We start from the raw sequence: 16,023 nt of genomic DNA on the forward strand, positions 1-16,023 counted from the left end.
TCGATTGAGGGCGCGCGAGGGAAACACAGGTGCATATCCGCCATTGCCTCTCGCGGCGGAGACGCTATCATGACGACGCTGTAGGACGGTAAGCTTTGGGAGGAGCGATACGTGAGACGGATGTGGCCAGACGAATTTGCGTTTCTGCTGGACGGTGCAGAAGAGGTTGACCTACATATTCCATCGGCGGCGCATGACGATGGTTCGCCCGGAAAAACAATATCCAGAAAGGCCTTGAAAGCCCGGATCAGCCAGCAGGATTTTGAAAAAATCTGGCATCTCGCAGAGGCCCGCTACCGGCTGAACGGCAGGTTCTCTGACAAAGCGATTACGCTGATCACCAACAACCCCCATTACCAGAAATGGCACCCCTCCGACGGCGGCAGCATCGAAAGCGTCTCCGATAGCGGTCAGAAATACACGACGCGCTATGTGAACGTGCACTTTCTTCTGGATGATGTCAGCGAAGCTGTCGAAGCCTGAAGTTCGGGTGGCCTCGCGCTCGGTTCGTCGGAAAAGTTCAAGGAAGCCGTCAGGTCAAATCATCCCAGATCATCCTCTGGAATGCCTCCGGCGGCTCTGACTGCTTCGGGTGTATCTATGTCCATCTCGGCTGCGTCGCCGATCTCCACATCAATCACCGAGAGTCCTGAACTCTGGATAAGGTGGCGGGCGCCGACATCTCCCTCCAGCTGATAGATGGCCGCGTATAGAGAACGGGGCAGGATGACGGGGTTTCCATTCTTGCCGCGTGCGACTGCGCGGATGACGGACAGGCCATCAGCATTTCGAAAGGCTGCGATCAGCCGGTTGAGAACTGCCGCAGTCACCCCAGGCATATCGGCAAGCATGACCAGGGCGCCGTCGACATCATTCTCCTCTAAAGCCGCAATTCCAACCCTCAATGAGCTTGCAATCCCGGTCGCATAGTCGGGATTGGCAACGATGGCCACAGGCAGACCGGCCAGCGCTCTGCGAATATCGTTTTGGCGGTGACCGACGACAACCGTTACCGAAGCGGCATCGCTATCCACCGCAGTGAAAGCCGAGCGGCGAACGAGCGGCACTCCATCGAACTCCGCCAATAGCTTGTGGTTTCTGTCCGATCCCATGCGCCGCGCCATACCGGCCGCCAGCAGGACTATTCCGACGATCGGTTTCACAATATCTCCTCTCAGGATGACAGAAGGCCGGCTCCGTCTACCCACCTCAGAAATTTCATCGAGGCTCGCGCACTCTGAGAGTGCCAACGCAAGCCTCTATATACCCCCGTCCTGTGGAAAGGTTTTGCCACGAGTGGCATAGGTCCTCCGTTAAAGACCGCCCATGCAGATATATTTCATTTCGAGATAGTCCTCGACGCCGTGCCTGGACTCCCTCACGTCCAAGACCCGATTGCTTGATGCCTCCGAACGGCGCGGTCTCGGTCGAGATGAGGCCGGTATTGACGCCGACCATGCCATATTCAAGAGCTTCCGCAAAAGCCTCCCCCATATCGCAGATGATATCGACAGTCGCTTTCAACGTGTTCTCCCTTGCGCGGGGCGCATGCATCTTATTTGCGCTCGCCAGTCCCTGATTGTTAGCGTCAGCGTAAGCGCCATTTCAGCTCTTGAAAATAGATTCTTTTACGCTCAATTATCTGTATTTTAGATATTGCGGTCTCGACACGAACAAAAATCATCAATAATAAACAAATATTTACGAAATTTGCACAAAAATTGTACTCAGATATGGCGCTTTATTGCGCGGCATTATTTGGTTTTGCAATGCAACATTTGGGAAATAAGGGAAATTTGCGCCTATGGCACTCAGCATCCGGCAACTTCGATATTTCGTTGCCAGAGCGGAATTCGGTCAGGTTTCATAGGCCGCGATAAACCAGAACATTTCGCAATCGGCGATCACGGCCGCTGTCAAGGATCTTGAGCAGATCGTCGGCGTGCCGTTGTTCAATCGCACGAGCCAGGGGATGGAATTGACGCCGCCCGGACGCGAATTCCTTTCTCACGCCTATGAGATATTGTCCAAGATTGACGAGGCAATGCATCTCAATTTCATCAACAGCGACATTGAAGGCGAACTGGTCGTCGCGGCCACCTACACGGTCATCGGCTATTTTCTGCCGCTGCACATCGAACGCATGCGCAGGCTGTTCCCGAAGATTCGCGTGCAGCTTTATGAAATGAACCGTGATGCCATCGAGGAAGGTTTGCTGACGAACCGCTATGACATGTCGGTTTTGCTGACATCGAACATCGTAAATCCCCTGCTGACGACAGAAACGCTGATGAGTTCGGCCAGACGATTGTGGGTGTCGGCGCAGCATCACCTGCTACAGCATACAATCGTGAGCTTACAGGACGTATCCAGAGAACCCTATATCATGCTCACGGTCGATGAAGCGGAGAAGTCCGCCTTGAGATATTGGAGCGGGACACCCTATCACCCGAACGTGATTCTCCGCACGTCTTCGGTCGAAGCCGTGCGATCCATGGTTGCCAACAACCAGGGTATCGCCATTTTATCGGACATGGTTCATCGGCCCTGGTCGCTCGAGGGCCGGCGTATCGAGACCATCAACATTCAAGAGCAAATACCGGCGATGGACATCGGCCTTGCCTGGCGGACGGGGTCGACCTTGACACCTGCGATGCTCGCATTTCGCAGCTATTTCCAGCAGGCGCTCGGGCTGCCCGGAGCCAGATCCAGCAAGCATATTCAGGTTGGCTAGAGCCGTTAAAAACGAAAATACGGGCGCGCATCGCAGCCTTCCATTTACAAACGGAAGTGACACAGAACACGAAAAACCGATCTCACATCTTCGGGAACATCGTTTGACCACTGTAGTTAGGGGCGCTTCAACCAAGAGGAGAAGCACGATGCCCCGTGGCGACAAGTCTTCCTATACGGACAAACAGAAGCGCAAGGCCGAGCATATCGAAGAAGGATATGAGGATCGCGGCGTTGGCGAGAAAGAGGCCGAGCGGCGTGCCTGGGCCACCGTGAACAAGGAAAGCGGCGGCGGCAAGAAATCCGGCTCCGGTCGCGGTCATGCCGAGAACCACGACTCTTCCGAAAAGGGTGGCCGCAAAGGCGGCGAGGCCGCTGCTGCAAGACCGAAGGCAGAGCGATCCGCTTCCGCCAAAAAGGCCGCCGCCACCCGCAAGCGCAATGAGCAGCACGCCCAGCACTAAGGGTGCGCAGCAAGGATTTACCGTCAGAAGGAGTTACCGCGATGAAAGTCCAGGAAGTCATGACGCATGATGTGCGTGTCGTAAATGCGGAAGAAACCATTCAGGAAGCAGCCCGCATCATGGCGGAAATCGATGCCGGTGTGCTGCCGGTCGGCAAGGAAGGCAAACTGGTAGGAATGCTGACCGACCGCGATATCGCAATTCGCGCGGTTGCCGAAGGCAAAGGTCCGGACACAAAAGCGAGCGACATCATGTCCAGAGAAGTGAAATATTGCTTCGATGACGAGGATGTGGAAGATGCCTGCGGCAATCTCGGCGATCAGCAGATCCGCCGTATTCCCGTCCTCGACCGCAACAAGCAACTGGTGGGAATCCTGTCCCTCGGCGATGTCGCCGTGGAAACCGACGGCAACGGCGTGGGTGAGGCATTGGCAGCGATCTCCCGTCCCGGCGGCACCCACAGCCAGTCCGGCGTGCAGCCGCATTAAACCGATGGCCCCGGGGGCTGTTTTGACAGTCCCGGCCGATTAGATCTTCACCGGCGAGGGCTGTAATCCTCCCCGGGCAAGTCGCTGCGCGGCAACGGGAGCACCAGATGGACGACAATCACGGCACCCCTCGTCAAAGGAAAGCCCACACCGCCAGCCATTCCTATGCGGCTTTCGCCCTTAACATGGTTCTCAGCCTTGTGGTCATGTATCTCGTCATGTTCTCCATGATCGATGGCTGGGGCGACTTCCGGCACAATCTCAACATGGTTTACATGGCGCTGACCATGGTTGCGCCGATGGGCATCCTCATGCTCGCGACGATGGGTGGGATGTATCCAAACAAGCGGTTGAACCTTTTTCTCCATGCCGGTCTCGCCCTCCTCTTCGTGGCGGCCTTCACCGGGACGCGTAGCCAGACCCTGATCGGCGACCGGCAATTCATTGCTTCGATGGTTCCCCATCATTCCGGCGCCATTCTCATGTGCCGGAAAGCGGTAATCACTGACCTGGAACTGATGGCGCTCTGTTCGGAAATTTCCCGCGGCCAGCGGATCGAAATCGAGCGAATGAACGCAATCGACGAACGCCTCAGCGCAAGGGTTGGCGGCGCGCAGAGATGATTGCTCCGCCATGCCTCTGTCGGCGTCGGACAGCTGATATGGCCGTCGGTTATCACGGGTCAGCCTTTGGCAGACCTTTTCCACGCATCATCGTCCGCAGCGGCTCGCGCGCCATATTCTCTTCTATCTGCCGATGCCCCGGCGTATCGGGCAGCGCCTTCTTGAAATTCGCCGCATAGTCGTCCGGCATTTTCGGCGGCATCATCGGCTCGTATTTATCGACAATCGACTGGATGATAACAGGGCCATCCTCGGCGAACGCCGCGTCAAGGACCGGTTCTATCTCGTCAAACCCGGAAATCGTAAAACCCTTTCCGCCCATTGCATCGGCCGCACTGGCAAAGTCTATGGGTGCGAGTTCGCAGGCGAATTGCGGATGGCCAAGGAACATCATCTGCTCCCATGCAATCTGATTCAGCATCCCATTGCAGATAGCCAGAATCTTCAGAGGCAACCAATGCCGGACGGCGGTGGAGAATTCGCCGAGTTGCATGGCAAGTCCGCCATCGCCCACAACCGCATATACGTTACGGCCGGAATAGGCCAATCCGGCGGCAATGGCGTAGGGCAAGCCGGAGGCCATCGAAGCGAGCGCACCCGAAACGGCAAAGGCGTTGCTGGTTTTCAGATCGATGTGACGCGCAGCCAGTTCCGTGTTCTGACCGGAGTCGGTCACAAGCATTCCGTCTGCATCGATACGCCTGCCGAAGGCATGCACCACTGGCTGCGGTTTCAACCTTGTTGATTGCTCCGATGTCAGGACGGCCATCTGTTCACGCCAGGTGCGCATTCCTTTCCGCGCGGCTTCCAGAAAACTCCGGTCGCTCTTTTTCTCCAGCAGCGAATTCAACCGGTTCAGTATGTCACCTGCGTCACCCACCAGGCCACACTGCACGGGATGCCGAAGTCCGATACGCTGCGGGTCAAGATCGATTTGAACCGCCTTGACGGTGTTTGGATCCGGATAAAATTCGATGTAAGGAAATGTCGACCCCACGATAAGCAGGGTATCGCAATTTTTCATGATGTCCTGGGAGGCGGCGGTTCCCAGAATGCCAATTCCGCCGGTGGTAAAGGGGTCGTCATCATCCATGACCGCCTTGCCCAGAAGCGCTTTCGCCACCGGCGCGCCGAGCAGTTCGGCGGTTCGCTTCAATTCTTCCTCAGCGCCAAGGGCGCCGCGTCCGGCAAGTATCGCAACCCTACTGCCACGATTGAGCAAGGACGCTGCCTCGTGGATGAGTTCGTCAGCGGGTTTCGGACGATACGAGAACCAGTCATTCGGAACATGCCTGGGCAGGTTGCGGCGAGACCGTCCTTCCTCGGCTGGCTTTTCCTGCGTGTCGTTTGCTATCGAGAGATGCGCGACGCCACGCCGCGCGATAGCCGTGCGGCAGGCGAGGCTGGCGACATTTTCCACATGCGCAGCATCGCTAACGACGGTATTATAAACGCTGACATCCTCAAAAACCCGGGTCAGGTTGACGTCCTGCTGCGTGAAAGTTTCGATCAGGTCGTGATATTGCATGCCGGTGATCGCGAGGACAGGAACTTGGTCCAGCTTGGCGTCATAAAGACCGGTCAGGAGATTGGTGCCACCGGGACCCGAAGTGGCAAGACAGACGCCGAGCCTGCCGGTCCATTTGGCATAGGCCGTCGCCATGAAGGCAGCGGATTGCTCGTGTCGGACCTGGACAAACCTTATCGCATCCTGACGTTTGCGAAGCGCCTCCATGACGCCATTGATGCCATCTCCTGGAAGGCCGAATATCGTGTGGACCTTCCAGTCGATCAATGTCTCCACCAGAACATCTGCTGCGGTCGTCATGATCAGTTCCTCAACTCTCAGCGGTCGTTCCAGACCGGCCATCGAAAGCGGTCATGAAACTGCCTGTCTCGTCAGGGAATAAAACAAGGAAATCCCCACGACGCGCGCGGGGATTCCCAGTCTGTCAGCGTTAGGAGTTTTTGTGGCTCTGCTGACCCGCCTTCACATGTTGCTCATGTGTGCCACCGCGGGTCTTGCCATTGTCGCCATTATTGGAGGCCGATGCGGACTGCGAACGCTTGTCGCTGTTCTTGTGGCTCTGCTGGCCGGCCTTCACGTGCTGTTCGTGCGTACCACCTTGATTTGGCATGATATGTCACTCCTCATATGGTGATTTTTCACTTGCGTGCCTTGTGGCCCGCCCTAGACCAACCATGCCGCGCCACAGGAGTTCCGAGATTTAATATTTCGTGAGGAGCGATTTTTTACGGAACAGCCCCGAGCCCGGCCTGGCTTCGAGCAATAGGGGCGAAGGGCAGGCGTACATGCGTCTATCGCGATTTTCCGAATTCCTTGCGAAGCTCATCCTTCGCATCTTCCAGCACTTCCCTGCGTTTTCCGGGCAACGTCCGGCCAGCACGGTTGATGTAAAACACCAGCATCGACATTGCAGACCGGAAAGGGCTAGTCTTGCGCCTGGAGGATTGTTCCGCCGAGGCTTTCAGCGACCGTGCGATCTGCGAGGGATCGTCCTTGGTGAACACCTCCTTCTCAAGATCGAGCGCATCGCTTTCCCTCGTCACCTTCTGTGACCACTTCTTTTTCTTTTTTGCCTTTTTCATCGTTCTTCTCCCGGCCGATCATTATTTCCGTTCGGGGTCATGGGTGTGGTGGCTGTCACGTTCACCCCCTCCGCCGGAAACCCTGCTCTTCGAACGTTTGTCATTGTCTGCCGCAGGTTTCTTGATCTCCAACGGGGCCTTTGCGTTTTCATGCGAAGAGCCCGGCCCGCCCTGCCGGATGCTTGCCGGTGTTTTTGTCGAGGTGGACATTTATTCCTCCTGTCGTTGGGTGGCAGCGGATAAACCGCTGGCCTATTGGTCGTCGCGGGTTTTCATCGCATCGGAAACACGCTTCTTCCGTGGGTCCTTGAGGTTTTCACCCACAGCGTCCCGATCGTGCTCGGGGTCGTCGGTGGGTTTCATATAGCCTCTGGGTCGGCTTTCCTTCGGCCCCTCCCAGCGCGGCGATTGGTCTGTGGTGCCGGGAGCGCCGTCTCGTGGAGAATTATTGGTCATGATTGCCTCCGGTTGGGTTTCAACGCTCCCCAACCACTTTGCTGGGGCAATGTTCCGCAAAGACCGGGAGGCAAAAGGGGGATTTTTTTCGAAACAATTGCGCTCCCCCCCGGTTAGGCGGGCCAGACACTCAATCCGAGGGACAGACGATGACGGACAAACCCGGCAAATCTGATCGCATCTCCAGAATTGCGTATGAGCAGCAGCAGGACTTTCTCAGGCGCTCGTCGCTGCAATTTCTGGAATGCGCGATCCATTTATGCGCGACAAATATGAGCATTTCCGAACTTGCCACACGGCTTGAGAAACAGGCCCAATATCTGCGGCAGTTCGGCTGAGGAACAGCCGTTGCAAGCGCCAGCGGCGAACAAGTCATTTCTTGGGAATATCGCCATGCCAAGATTTTTCTTCACTGTGATCAGCGGCAAAAGCGTCCTTGATGACCAGGAGGGGAGCGACCTACCCTCACTGGACCGGGCGATTGAAGAGGCGCTCAAGGACGCGCGCGCCTTGATGAGCGAGGCGATCCTGCAAGGGCGCGACATTTCCGAAGGTTCCATCATCATCCAGGACAAGCAGCACGAGGTGCTGAAAGTCGTCCGCTTCTCCGAGGCTCTAGACAGAAAAGACTGACGGCGCGGCAATATCCGACTGCATACGGGCCATCAGTGTTTCGTATTCTCTTTCCGGAACGCCATAGGTCATGTCGGCGACATCTTCCAATATCCCGCGGTTGACGATCCGGACGTTTCCGCGGCTGGCGCGGATTGCATGAATGCCTTCGAGAACATGCAGCTCGTTGGTGATGCCCGGCCGCCGCACCCCCAGAACCGTGGAGAGAAACTCATGGGTAATGGGCAAATCATCCGTATCGAGCCGGTCATGACACATCAGCAGCCAGCGTGCGAGCCTTTCCCGCAGACTATATTGCCCATTTGCAAGCACAAGCTGGCCAACCTGAAGCACGCAGACATTGATATAGCCCAGCAAAAGCTCTCGCAGGCGCGCGTCCTCCTCCATTTCCCGCCGTATTTCAACAGCCGGAATCAGGAAACCGCGACCGCCCACGCCCATGGTGGTTTCATCCGGCGTGGTTTCCGCGCCCAGCAGAACGGGCCAGCCGGTGATGCCCTCCCGCCCGACAAGCACGGTTTCAATGCTTTTGCCGCCGTCATCATGAACAACGGTCGATGCAAGGCCGGTTTCGATAAAACAGAGATGAGAAATGGGCTTGCCAGCGGCAACGAGCTGATGCCCGGCCGGCAGATCCACGGGCTCCAGCCGGGACGCAAGCTGCGACAGCCGTTCTGCGCCGAGGGTCTTCAACAATCGGTTATAAACAAGAAAATCTGATCCAAGCATAGCGGTTCGCCGGTTCGCCCCTCTGCTCGAAAACATCAACCTGCAGCAGTCATATTAGCAGCGGAAAATCACATGAAAACAGTGAGTACGTTTCCGTACCATTTTGTAGAACGGATCGTTCCTGCGCCGCAGAATGGCCGCAACTCCAAATTTTGGCCCATTTTTCAGGCAGCATCATACATCGAAACCCGGTCATTGGGTATGTCGCCCCCGCACCGTCACAGAAATCGGGGCGACCGTAACAGCGGGAGCCACCGCCTTGGCTAGAAGCACGCGCAGAAACCGTCCACCACCCGCCTTCCAGCCCGACAGCGCCGGCGCGCCCTCGCTCCGCGTCTTACATGAGGAGGCGGAAAGCTGCGAAAGATGTGACCTCTACAGGCACGCCACCCAACTGGTTTTTAGTGACGGCGACAGCCGGGCGCGCGTGGTCCTCGTTGGCGAACAGCCCGGCAATGAAGAAGACCTGAAGGGCCGGCCTTTCGTCGGCCCGGCAGGCCGTCTGCTCGAGGAATGCCTCAAGGAAGCCGAGATAGATCGTTCGCAATGTTATGTGACCAACGCCGTAAAACATTTTAAATTCGAGCAGCGTGGGAAACGACGGCTGCATGCCCGCCCGAACAGCGGGGAAGTGCAGCGCTGCGCCTGGTGGCTGGGTGCAGAACTGCGCCTTATCGATCCGGATCTTATCGTGGCCATGGGCGCCACGGCCTTTTATGCGCTGACGGGACGCACGAGCGGTGTGACGAAGGAACGCGGGCATATTCTTTTGACGCCGGGCGGCACACGCCTTCTCGTCACCATCCATCCCTCTTATCTGCTGCGCCTTCGCGACCGGCAGGAGGCGGAGCGACAGCAGCGCGCCTTTGTTTCCGACCTGCACAAAATAGGCGAAATCCTTGGCGAGATGACCTAGCGAAACCGACCTGCCGCATTCGTCCGCAATGCCAGGAACAAGCTTTTCCCATCGTGGTTAGGGGCGACCGAACCGGGAGGCTTGAACACCATGGACAAGAACATCGAATACCAGATCATCGCGCATGAAAATGGGTGGGCCGTTGTCGTTTCTGACGTCGTGAGGGCTGTTTACCCCAGCCGCCATCTGGCTTTGGCGGCTGCAAAGCTGCTGGAGAGCGATGTGGTCCCGACGCAAGAGGCGGAACGCCTTGCCGCCACCACCTATCTGACCCTGACCGACACCACGGCGCCGAACCGGTTGCGCACCTCCCTGCAGGTGATGGTGGCTGTGCCCTATCAGGTGGATATTCCCTTGCGGCGAAGAAGCGAAGAAGTCAGCTGTCCATTGATCGGCGGCCGCAATCTGGCAGCCGGCAAAATATAGACCGGATGGCGGGGCCGGCTTCATCTCAAGCCGGGCGGCCGGGATGCGTTCCTGTCAGAAAATAGAGCGCAATCGCGACAGCGAGCGCGAATATGACCAGCGTGTAGACCATCATGGTTTTCCACGTCCGTTTGCGCCCGCGAAAATCGCCGTCATCTATGCCGACGGGCGAGAATTTCGAATCGAGCCTTTCGCTCAATGGTCTGTTCATGTCTTGCTCGGGCCTGATGCTTTCCCGCGGCGCATCGGCCATGTCCTCATTTTTGGCGTGCATCGGATATTCCCTCATGTGCCACCGCGCCTAACCCCATCCATCCGCAATTGTTCCGCAGCAGGACGCTTGCAACATCAGGTCATTGCTTCTCGAACTCGAGCATGGGCCGCCGTTTTTCGGGATCGATTTCTGACACCGCAATATTCCCCTCGCGCTTATTTGATAAATTCAGTCACCGGGCGGCTGAAATCATCTTGCTCCGGCGTTATGGTGGGGAACAGGCACACGCATGCCGATGGCAGGCGAGGAGTAAAGCATGCAGACTGTTAAACGCCTCACCATAGCGATCATCGGCATGACAGATACTGTTACATCGGAAATCAGAATGGCCTGGTTTCATGCCCAGATCGGCCTGGAAGGGCCCTACTCCGCCAGCTTCATAGAAAGTGAAGACGCTCTCAAATTTGCCGCAGCGATTATTGACGTTCGTTACGAGGCGGACGTCATGCTGCGTCTCACCGAGCAACTGGACGAAGAGGCAATTCCTTATCTTTTTTTCGTGCCGGAGACGGTTATCGACAGCGAGCCGGGACCTTTTGTCCTCTCCGGACGTTCGGAAGACATCGAAAACATTGTTTCCGCTTTGATGGCGCAAGGAGGGGGCATCAGACATTGAAGCGAGGCACGTGTCATGCTGGAACAACCCGATGGCCATGGCGAAGCGAATTTTCTGCTTTCTCTCCTGCCCGATGACGTCCGGCGTGAAGTAACGGGCGTCTGCAAACCCATCAAGCTCGCATTGGGCGATGTGCTGATATCCGCCGGCGCGCCCATCGAGCATGTTTTCTTCCTGTCATCCGGCATTGCCTCCGTCGTGGTAGTCACCAAATCGGAACGCAAAACCGAAGCGGGACTTGTCGGGAGAGAGGGATTTGTGCCGACAGGGGCGGTCGCTGGCGCGGAAACGAACCTGACCGAAATCGTGGTACAGGCTCCCGGCGAAGCGCTTTTCATGGACATGCGGTCGTTTGAAGCGCTTCTTGCAAAATATCGCGTCTTTTCCGATATCCTTGTCTGTGCCCTGCACATCTCAAGAACCCAGGTGGAATACACGGCGTCTTCCAATGCCACCCAGTCCGTAACGGAGCGGCTCGCCCGGTGGCTGCTGATGTGCCACGACCGCGTAGAAGGCAATCACCTGCCACTGACGCACGACTTTTTGTCAACCATGCTCGCCGTCAGGCGCGCGAGTGTAACGGACGCCCTCCATGTTCTCGAAAGCCATGGGTTCATTCGTTCCGAAAGGGGCAGAATTACGATCAGGAACCGCGAGATGCTCGAGACCTATGCGCGCGATCTCTACGGCATGCCCGAGGAGGAAAGCAATCGTATGTTCGCCCGCTTTCTGCCCGACTTCCGGCCTGAAATCCCGCTTGGCGACCTAACCATTGTCGAAAGCAGCGGGGTTCGGTAGTCCGGACGGCCTTCTCAATCGTCGTTGGTACGCTTCCGAACATTTACGTTTGGCCGTTTCCCTATAGTATGGATTCATCTTCCCTCACGCTGTGAAATGCAGGACGCGTTTCAAGGAGGTGAAATGCACGCCAGTCACGAGTACCAGAGTTCCGGAATTTTTCTGAACGAAGACATCAACATCGTTAAGGCAGCCTACGAGAATGTTCTGTCCGCAGAACGCGACCCGGCTTTGTGCCGGGCAGATGTCGCCCGCTATGTCCTGAAAATGTATGATCGCGGCGTTGTCGATCCCCTGAAACTTCAGCGGCTCGCAACTCTCTATTTTCGAACAAAATTGCTTGTCGGCTGATTTTCCGGCCTTACCCCGCTGTCGTTCGCCTTGGTCTCAGGTTCGGTGACGTCTGAAAGGACGTTCCTCTACGGTTTCGGATAATCGCGTGCCTCGTCATGCCAAGGGACAGGGGAACAAACCTGCGCAAGCATGGTTCGGGTGGCTCCACTGAACTCATGCCGGACGAGGTATAACATGACCAGGAAAACACTCCCCATTCCCGAAGAGAACAGAAGCCAGCAAGGGCCCGGCGACAACGACCGTCTGAACACAGAAGAAACCTCCGTCGTTAAGGAACAGAAGGTTTCAACGCAGACCGGCAGGCAGGCAAACATAAAGATAAACACGACACATCAAGGTCACCAGCAGGACAGGTAGCGCCCGCCTGTCCGCGGCAGATGGCTGGCTGTCACCAGCAGCACTCAGTCCAGATTTCGACGTAGCGACTCCCTCGCCCTGTTGACGCGGCTTTTGATGGTGCCAACACGGCAGCCGCAGATGGCGGCGGCATCGGAATAACTCGTCCCTGCCGCCACGAGCAGCAGAGCTTTTTTCTGGTCCTTGTCGAGATGGCGGATAGCTCGCATGACCTCCTGATGCTGCACGCGCCATTCCTGGCTGGCAGGAGTAGACATGGATTGCTCGATACCGACCGGCAAACCGACGCATTCACGCCTCGACACCTTGTAGCGGGTGCAGAACGTGTTGCGCAAAATGGTGAAGAGCCATGATTTCAACGCCGTGCCGGGGGTAAAACCGTGCAGAGCCCGAAGCCCCCGCAACATCGTCTCCTGGACGAGATCGTCAACATCCTCCTCATTTCTGACGAAGCGGCGCGCAAACGCCGTCAGGGCCGGCGCCAGATCCGCAATACCGATGCGCAACACCTCCAGCTGCGCTTCACTCAATGTGTTTCCGGAAACTCCACTCACAGCGTGCTTGGCCATTTTCCCATCCTTTCACTATGGGGAAATGTCCCGGCAGACGCTTGGTTGCTGTACGCCAACGTACAATGGCGCAATCAATGAAGATTGCGGCTGAATTGATTGGAAAACCACAGGCGCGCGTATACTTGAGGCGGGACAGGGTGATTTCAGGCCTCATCCTCGCGGCCGGCCGGTTGCCTCCGCCGCCTCTGTTCGATCATGCGTTCAGCGTTCTTTCTCGTCTGTTCCCTGTCGCGGCGGCTTTCTTCACTATCACCGGAACGGGCGTCGTCCGTACCGGGCTCCGGCTGGGTATCCTTGTCGAGTCGGTTCATCGCTTCATCTCCGCTTATGGTTACAGGAATGACGGATCCGCTATCCGGCCGGTCTTTCTAACCGCAGCTCCATGAAGAGGTTCCGATCTTGCTGAGGCATTGAGGGAACAGTGGCGCGGGAAAACGGTTTGGGAGGGATCAAGGAGGATGTCATGAACAAGAACGACAAGCTGAAGCAGATTCACAAGGACAGTGAACCGCAATTTGCGCGCGGCAAGAAAACCTCGAAAAACAACGGCGTGGCGAGCGCGAAGCCAAGGGTTATCACCGGTTCGGACGACGCAACGGTCAACAAGCTGCCGCCCGGCGTCAAGAAACCCGAGAAGGACTGGGATTTGAACTACGACGAACGAGACACCAGCGACGGCAATTTCCAGGGTTAATCCGGTCGCACACGACAACCTTCACCGAGCCAGGTCTTCGATCACAAGTTCGATGGATTGTGGCTCGGCGCCTTCTTTTGTCTGCACCCTCAAGACGCTGCCGGTGTTCAGCACGCCCTCGAGTACCGTCCGCTCCCCCACTATGATCTTAATCACCTTGGGGGTCGCCGCCTCGATATTTAGGCTGTTGCTGGTTTCGTGATCGACGGTCTGGGCCACGGCGGAACCTCCGGTTCATGTGAAGATAGGCGGCCTAACTTCGCACGGGCAGGCTTGTTCCTTTCTTTGGTGACGTCCTACCACCACTTACGATCACCAAAACGGCGCGGAACCTTTGTGGCACACCGCTGGCCGGTTCCGCTGATCGTCCGAGACAATTCTGATGTCAGGGTCTCAGGAAGCGCGGAGCGGATTGCATGGGAAGCGCCGCAAGGAGGGTCGCCGTATCGCACACCTGCAACTGCGTCGAAAAACGGCCGGACAGCAGCTTCAACGCCGCATCGTGTGTCGCATCCCTTCCACTGCAAAGCGCGTCTTCGACCAAAATGACGTGAAATCCCTGGTCGATCGCGCCCAGAACTGTGGCGAGGACGCAGACATCGGTTTCTCCACCGGTAATCACCAGGGTTGAGACCTGTTCCTGCCGCAGAATTTCGCCGAGGCCTCCATGCTGCCACGGGGAATACACGCTTTTACGAAAGACACGGGCGGGCGGAATGTAGCGCGATAGTGAGGGGATGACGTCGATGAGTTCAGGCGCCAGCGCCTGTCGCGTCATCATCGGCCATTTTTCATAATAAGCCCGCCATGCACCTGGGGCTTCCCCAACGGTCTTCGGCGGTACAAAACAGGTGAAGATGCATCGGGCGGGATCGCCTTGAACCACAGCCTCCACCTCTTCGCTGATACGGTCCATCCATTCGACATGCCACGGCGTATCCTCGGCGAAGATACGCTGCATGTCGACGCACAGATGCCGCCAGTCTCCCTCGGCAGAAAACGCGACCAATTTCCTCCTCCCCTATCCGCCGGTCTCACTGTGAGGAGCGGCAACGGGCTTCGATTCCGGCGATCCGCGGAAGCGCAGAAAGATGGAGAGAACGACGAGAACCGCGGTCGAAAGAAACTCCGATTGCCAGTTCTGAAAGGATTCGAACCAGAACTCCACACTTCCCAGATGCGCAAACAGCGATGTCTCTGGCTCACCATGCATGGCGGCTTCCAATGCCCCCGCATCAGCGCTGTATTTCAGATGGAGAACAAAACTGACGATGAAAAGGAAGAACAGCGCCAATCCCAGAGAATAGGAATAGAGGGTGCGGATGAATCCACCTGCCTTCACCGGCCAGGGCGCCTCGGCATCATCTGCTCTTTGCGCGGAATCTTCGTCCTGCGATGTCGCTTTATCGGGGTCCTTGGATTCCGCCGAGCCTCTTTGAAAAAGAAACGCGGTCAGCATGACATACGCCGACATCTGGAGAAATTCGCTCTCCCAGTTTTCGAACAGGGCGGAAAGAAAATGGCCGCTCTTTGCGTAGGAAAAAAGCGTAAGGGGCGTCGCCTGATGCTGCGCAAGCTCCTCGTTGTAAACAGCCCAGCCGGTCGCGAGCATGCCACCGATCGTCAACAGGGAAGTCAGGACAAGGACAATCGTCAATCCATTGTCGCGAAACAGCCTCATGGTTCAGCTCCGCAGGAAAGAGACAACAGCAAAATTGAACGTGCCGCCGGTATCAGCGGCACGTCCGCGTGACGGCTCACGCCGCCCTGGATTTGGCCTTCACGTTTGCGCGTGCCTGGGCAAGCGAAGAGAGAGCCGTATCCGTCGCGCTTTCTTCGCCCAGCGTCTGCTCGAACAATTTGGCCGCTTCCTTCATGCCGAGTTCGACCGCCCATGTCTTCAAGGTGCCATAACGGGTGATCTCGTAGTGCTCCACGGCCTGCGCCGAAGAAATCAGCCCGGCATCGAGCGCGGGTGAGCCCTTGAACTCCTCCATGATTTCCTCGCCTTCCGAGATAATGCCCTGGATCGCCTCGCAGGTCTTGCCGCGTGCCGGCTTGCCGAGCAGCTCGAAGACATTCTGCAATCGCTCCACATGGACCTCGGTCTCGTCCCTGTGCTTTTCGAATGCCGCCTTCAAATCCGCTGACTGCGCAGCCCGCGCCATTTTGGGAAGCACCTTCAGAATCTGCCGTTCCGCGAAATAAATATCCTTCACCGTATCGAGGAAAAGGTCTTCCAATGTCTTCTCAGCCATTTTTAGTCTCCTGTTGCTTTGG

At 56.9% G+C, this 16,023-nt stretch carries 26 protein-coding genes and 2 pseudogenes; 13 read left to right on the forward strand and 15 right to left on the reverse strand.

The window, feature by feature from the left end:
- The first annotated feature begins 120 nt into the window (after positions 1-120).
- Positions 121-483, forward strand: coding sequence for a hypothetical protein (locus tag EM858_RS13070; protein WP_080820211.1), 363 nt, complete (start codon positions 121-123; stop codon positions 481-483).
- A 59-nt stretch (positions 484-542) separates the two neighbouring features.
- Here the strand turns inward: EM858_RS13070 and EM858_RS13075 are convergent, their stop codons facing one another.
- Complete coding sequence (locus EM858_RS13075; RefSeq protein WP_080820209.1) at positions 543-1,163, reverse strand: nucleotidyltransferase family protein; 621 nt, start codon at positions 1,161-1,163, stop codon at positions 543-545.
- A 150-nt stretch (positions 1,164-1,313) separates the two neighbouring features.
- Positions 1,314-1,479 (reverse strand): annotated as a pseudogene (locus EM858_RS27310) (aldehyde dehydrogenase family protein); the annotation flags it as partial.
- Positions 1,480-1,804: 325 nt separating this feature from the next.
- Between EM858_RS27310 and EM858_RS13085 the strand changes: the two are divergent.
- From EM858_RS13085 to EM858_RS13100, 4 genes and pseudogenes are all read left to right on the forward strand, one after another.
- Positions 1,805-2,734, forward strand: a pseudogene (locus EM858_RS13085) (LysR family transcriptional regulator).
- A 148-nt stretch (positions 2,735-2,882) separates the two neighbouring features.
- Positions 2,883-3,197: a plasmid stabilization protein gene (locus EM858_RS13090; RefSeq protein WP_080820207.1), complete on the forward strand. Its 315-nt coding sequence runs from the start codon at positions 2,883-2,885 to the stop codon at positions 3,195-3,197.
- A 41-nt stretch (positions 3,198-3,238) separates the two neighbouring features.
- Entirely contained in the window at positions 3,239-3,685 is a 447-nt protein-coding gene (locus EM858_RS13095) for a CBS domain-containing protein (protein ID WP_080820205.1), read from the forward strand.
- 107 nt (positions 3,686-3,792) lie between these two features.
- Positions 3,793-4,308 (forward strand): DUF305 domain-containing protein, encoded by a 516-nt coding sequence (locus EM858_RS13100; protein WP_080820203.1) that lies wholly within the window; start codon positions 3,793-3,795, stop codon positions 4,306-4,308.
- A gap of 52 nt (positions 4,309-4,360) precedes the next feature.
- On the opposite strand, the gene EM858_RS13105 is transcribed toward EM858_RS13100, so the two are convergent.
- From EM858_RS13105 to EM858_RS13125, 5 genes are all read right to left on the reverse strand, one after another.
- Positions 4,361-6,136, reverse strand: a complete 1,776-nt coding sequence (locus EM858_RS13105) for a thiamine pyrophosphate-binding protein (protein WP_080821050.1) — start codon at positions 6,134-6,136, stop codon at positions 4,361-4,363.
- A gap of 130 nt (positions 6,137-6,266) precedes the next feature.
- On the reverse strand, positions 6,267-6,446 hold the full coding sequence (locus tag EM858_RS13110; protein WP_080820202.1) for a hypothetical protein: 180 nt from the start codon (positions 6,444-6,446) through the stop codon (positions 6,267-6,269).
- Positions 6,447-6,627: 181 nt separating this feature from the next.
- Entirely contained in the window at positions 6,628-6,918 is a 291-nt protein-coding gene (locus EM858_RS13115; RefSeq protein ID WP_080820200.1) for a DUF3175 domain-containing protein, read from the reverse strand.
- A gap of 21 nt (positions 6,919-6,939) precedes the next feature.
- Positions 6,940-7,128, reverse strand: a complete 189-nt coding sequence (locus tag EM858_RS13120) for a hypothetical protein (protein WP_078051594.1) — start codon at positions 7,126-7,128, stop codon at positions 6,940-6,942.
- 42 nt (positions 7,129-7,170) lie between these two features.
- Entirely contained in the window at positions 7,171-7,374 is a 204-nt protein-coding gene (locus EM858_RS13125; protein WP_035237037.1) for a hypothetical protein, read from the reverse strand.
- 149 nt (positions 7,375-7,523) lie between these two features.
- On the opposite strand from EM858_RS13125, the gene EM858_RS13130 reads away from it, so the two are divergent.
- Both EM858_RS13130 and EM858_RS13135 read left to right on the forward strand, forming a co-directional pair.
- A complete protein-coding gene (locus EM858_RS13130) occupies positions 7,524-7,712 on the forward strand; it encodes a hypothetical protein (protein WP_080820199.1) in 189 nt (62 codons plus the stop codon).
- A 55-nt stretch (positions 7,713-7,767) separates the two neighbouring features.
- The gene (locus EM858_RS13135; protein WP_080821049.1) at positions 7,768-8,007 is read left to right on the forward strand and encodes a hypothetical protein; all 240 of its coding nucleotides are present in this window, start codon (positions 7,768-7,770) and stop codon (positions 8,005-8,007) included.
- Here EM858_RS13135 and EM858_RS13140 read toward each other — a convergent pair.
- Entirely contained in the window at positions 7,990-8,736 is a 747-nt protein-coding gene (locus EM858_RS13140; protein WP_080820195.1) for a Crp/Fnr family transcriptional regulator, read from the reverse strand. The genes EM858_RS13135 and EM858_RS13140 overlap by 18 nt on opposite strands.
- Before the next feature lie 259 nt (positions 8,737-8,995).
- Here EM858_RS13140 and EM858_RS13145 point away from each other — a divergent pair, with 259 nt between their 5' ends.
- Complete coding sequence (locus EM858_RS13145) at positions 8,996-9,652, forward strand: UdgX family uracil-DNA binding protein (RefSeq protein WP_080820193.1); 657 nt, start codon at positions 8,996-8,998, stop codon at positions 9,650-9,652.
- Between the two features lie 90 nt (positions 9,653-9,742).
- Entirely contained in the window at positions 9,743-10,078 is a 336-nt protein-coding gene (locus EM858_RS13150; protein ID WP_080820192.1) for a hypothetical protein, read from the forward strand.
- 25 nt (positions 10,079-10,103) lie between these two features.
- Here EM858_RS13150 and EM858_RS13155 read toward each other — a convergent pair whose 3' ends face one another.
- Positions 10,104-10,352 carry a hypothetical protein gene (locus tag EM858_RS13155; protein ID WP_080821048.1) on the reverse strand — a complete coding sequence of 83 codons (249 nt, stop codon included), beginning with the start codon at positions 10,350-10,352 and terminating at the stop codon, positions 10,104-10,106.
- Positions 10,353-10,608: 256 nt separating this feature from the next.
- Between EM858_RS13155 and EM858_RS13160 the strand changes: the two genes are divergently transcribed.
- From EM858_RS13160 to EM858_RS13170, 3 genes are all read left to right on the forward strand, one after another.
- On the forward strand, positions 10,609-10,968 hold the full coding sequence (locus tag EM858_RS13160) for a hypothetical protein (RefSeq protein WP_003520657.1): 360 nt from the start codon (positions 10,609-10,611) through the stop codon (positions 10,966-10,968).
- A gap of 15 nt (positions 10,969-10,983) precedes the next feature.
- Entirely contained in the window at positions 10,984-11,766 is a 783-nt protein-coding gene (locus EM858_RS13165; protein ID WP_080820190.1) for a Crp/Fnr family transcriptional regulator, read from the forward strand.
- 123 nt (positions 11,767-11,889) lie between these two features.
- The gene (locus tag EM858_RS13170) at positions 11,890-12,117 is read left to right on the forward strand and encodes a hypothetical protein (RefSeq protein ID WP_080820189.1); all 228 of its coding nucleotides are present in this window, start codon (positions 11,890-11,892) and stop codon (positions 12,115-12,117) included.
- Between the two features lie 404 nt (positions 12,118-12,521).
- On the opposite strand, the gene EM858_RS13180 is transcribed toward EM858_RS13170, so the two are convergent.
- Together EM858_RS13180 and EM858_RS27110 are read right to left on the reverse strand one after the other, a co-directional pair.
- Positions 12,522-13,046 (reverse strand): sigma-70 family RNA polymerase sigma factor, encoded by a 525-nt coding sequence (locus EM858_RS13180; protein WP_080820186.1) that lies wholly within the window; start codon positions 13,044-13,046, stop codon positions 12,522-12,524.
- A 146-nt stretch (positions 13,047-13,192) separates the two neighbouring features.
- The gene (locus tag EM858_RS27110; protein ID WP_164865417.1) at positions 13,193-13,360 is read right to left on the reverse strand and encodes a hypothetical protein; all 168 of its coding nucleotides are present in this window, start codon (positions 13,358-13,360) and stop codon (positions 13,193-13,195) included.
- Between the two features lie 152 nt (positions 13,361-13,512).
- Between EM858_RS27110 and EM858_RS13190 the strand changes: the two genes are divergently transcribed.
- A complete protein-coding gene (locus tag EM858_RS13190; RefSeq protein WP_003520650.1) occupies positions 13,513-13,743 on the forward strand; it encodes a hypothetical protein in 231 nt (76 codons plus the stop codon).
- A 21-nt stretch (positions 13,744-13,764) separates the two neighbouring features.
- On the opposite strand, the gene EM858_RS13195 is transcribed toward EM858_RS13190, so the two are convergent.
- From EM858_RS13195 to EM858_RS13210, 4 genes are all read right to left on the reverse strand, one after another.
- A complete protein-coding gene (locus tag EM858_RS13195; RefSeq protein WP_080820184.1) occupies positions 13,765-13,962 on the reverse strand; it encodes a hypothetical protein in 198 nt (65 codons plus the stop codon).
- Positions 13,963-14,128: 166 nt separating this feature from the next.
- Complete coding sequence (locus EM858_RS13200) at positions 14,129-14,752, reverse strand: isochorismatase family cysteine hydrolase (RefSeq protein WP_164865418.1); 624 nt, start codon at positions 14,750-14,752, stop codon at positions 14,129-14,131.
- 12 nt (positions 14,753-14,764) lie between these two features.
- The gene (locus EM858_RS13205; protein WP_164865419.1) at positions 14,765-15,424 is read right to left on the reverse strand and encodes a DUF6766 family protein; all 660 of its coding nucleotides are present in this window, start codon (positions 15,422-15,424) and stop codon (positions 14,765-14,767) included.
- A 76-nt stretch (positions 15,425-15,500) separates the two neighbouring features.
- Entirely contained in the window at positions 15,501-16,001 is a 501-nt protein-coding gene (locus EM858_RS13210) for a ferritin-like domain-containing protein (protein ID WP_127756888.1), read from the reverse strand.
- Positions 16,002-16,023: the final 22 nt, after the last annotated feature.

This window comes from Agrobacterium sp. CNPSo 2736 (genome assembly GCF_004005385.1).
Lineage (GTDB): Bacteria > Pseudomonadota > Alphaproteobacteria > Rhizobiales > Rhizobiaceae > Agrobacterium > Agrobacterium leguminum.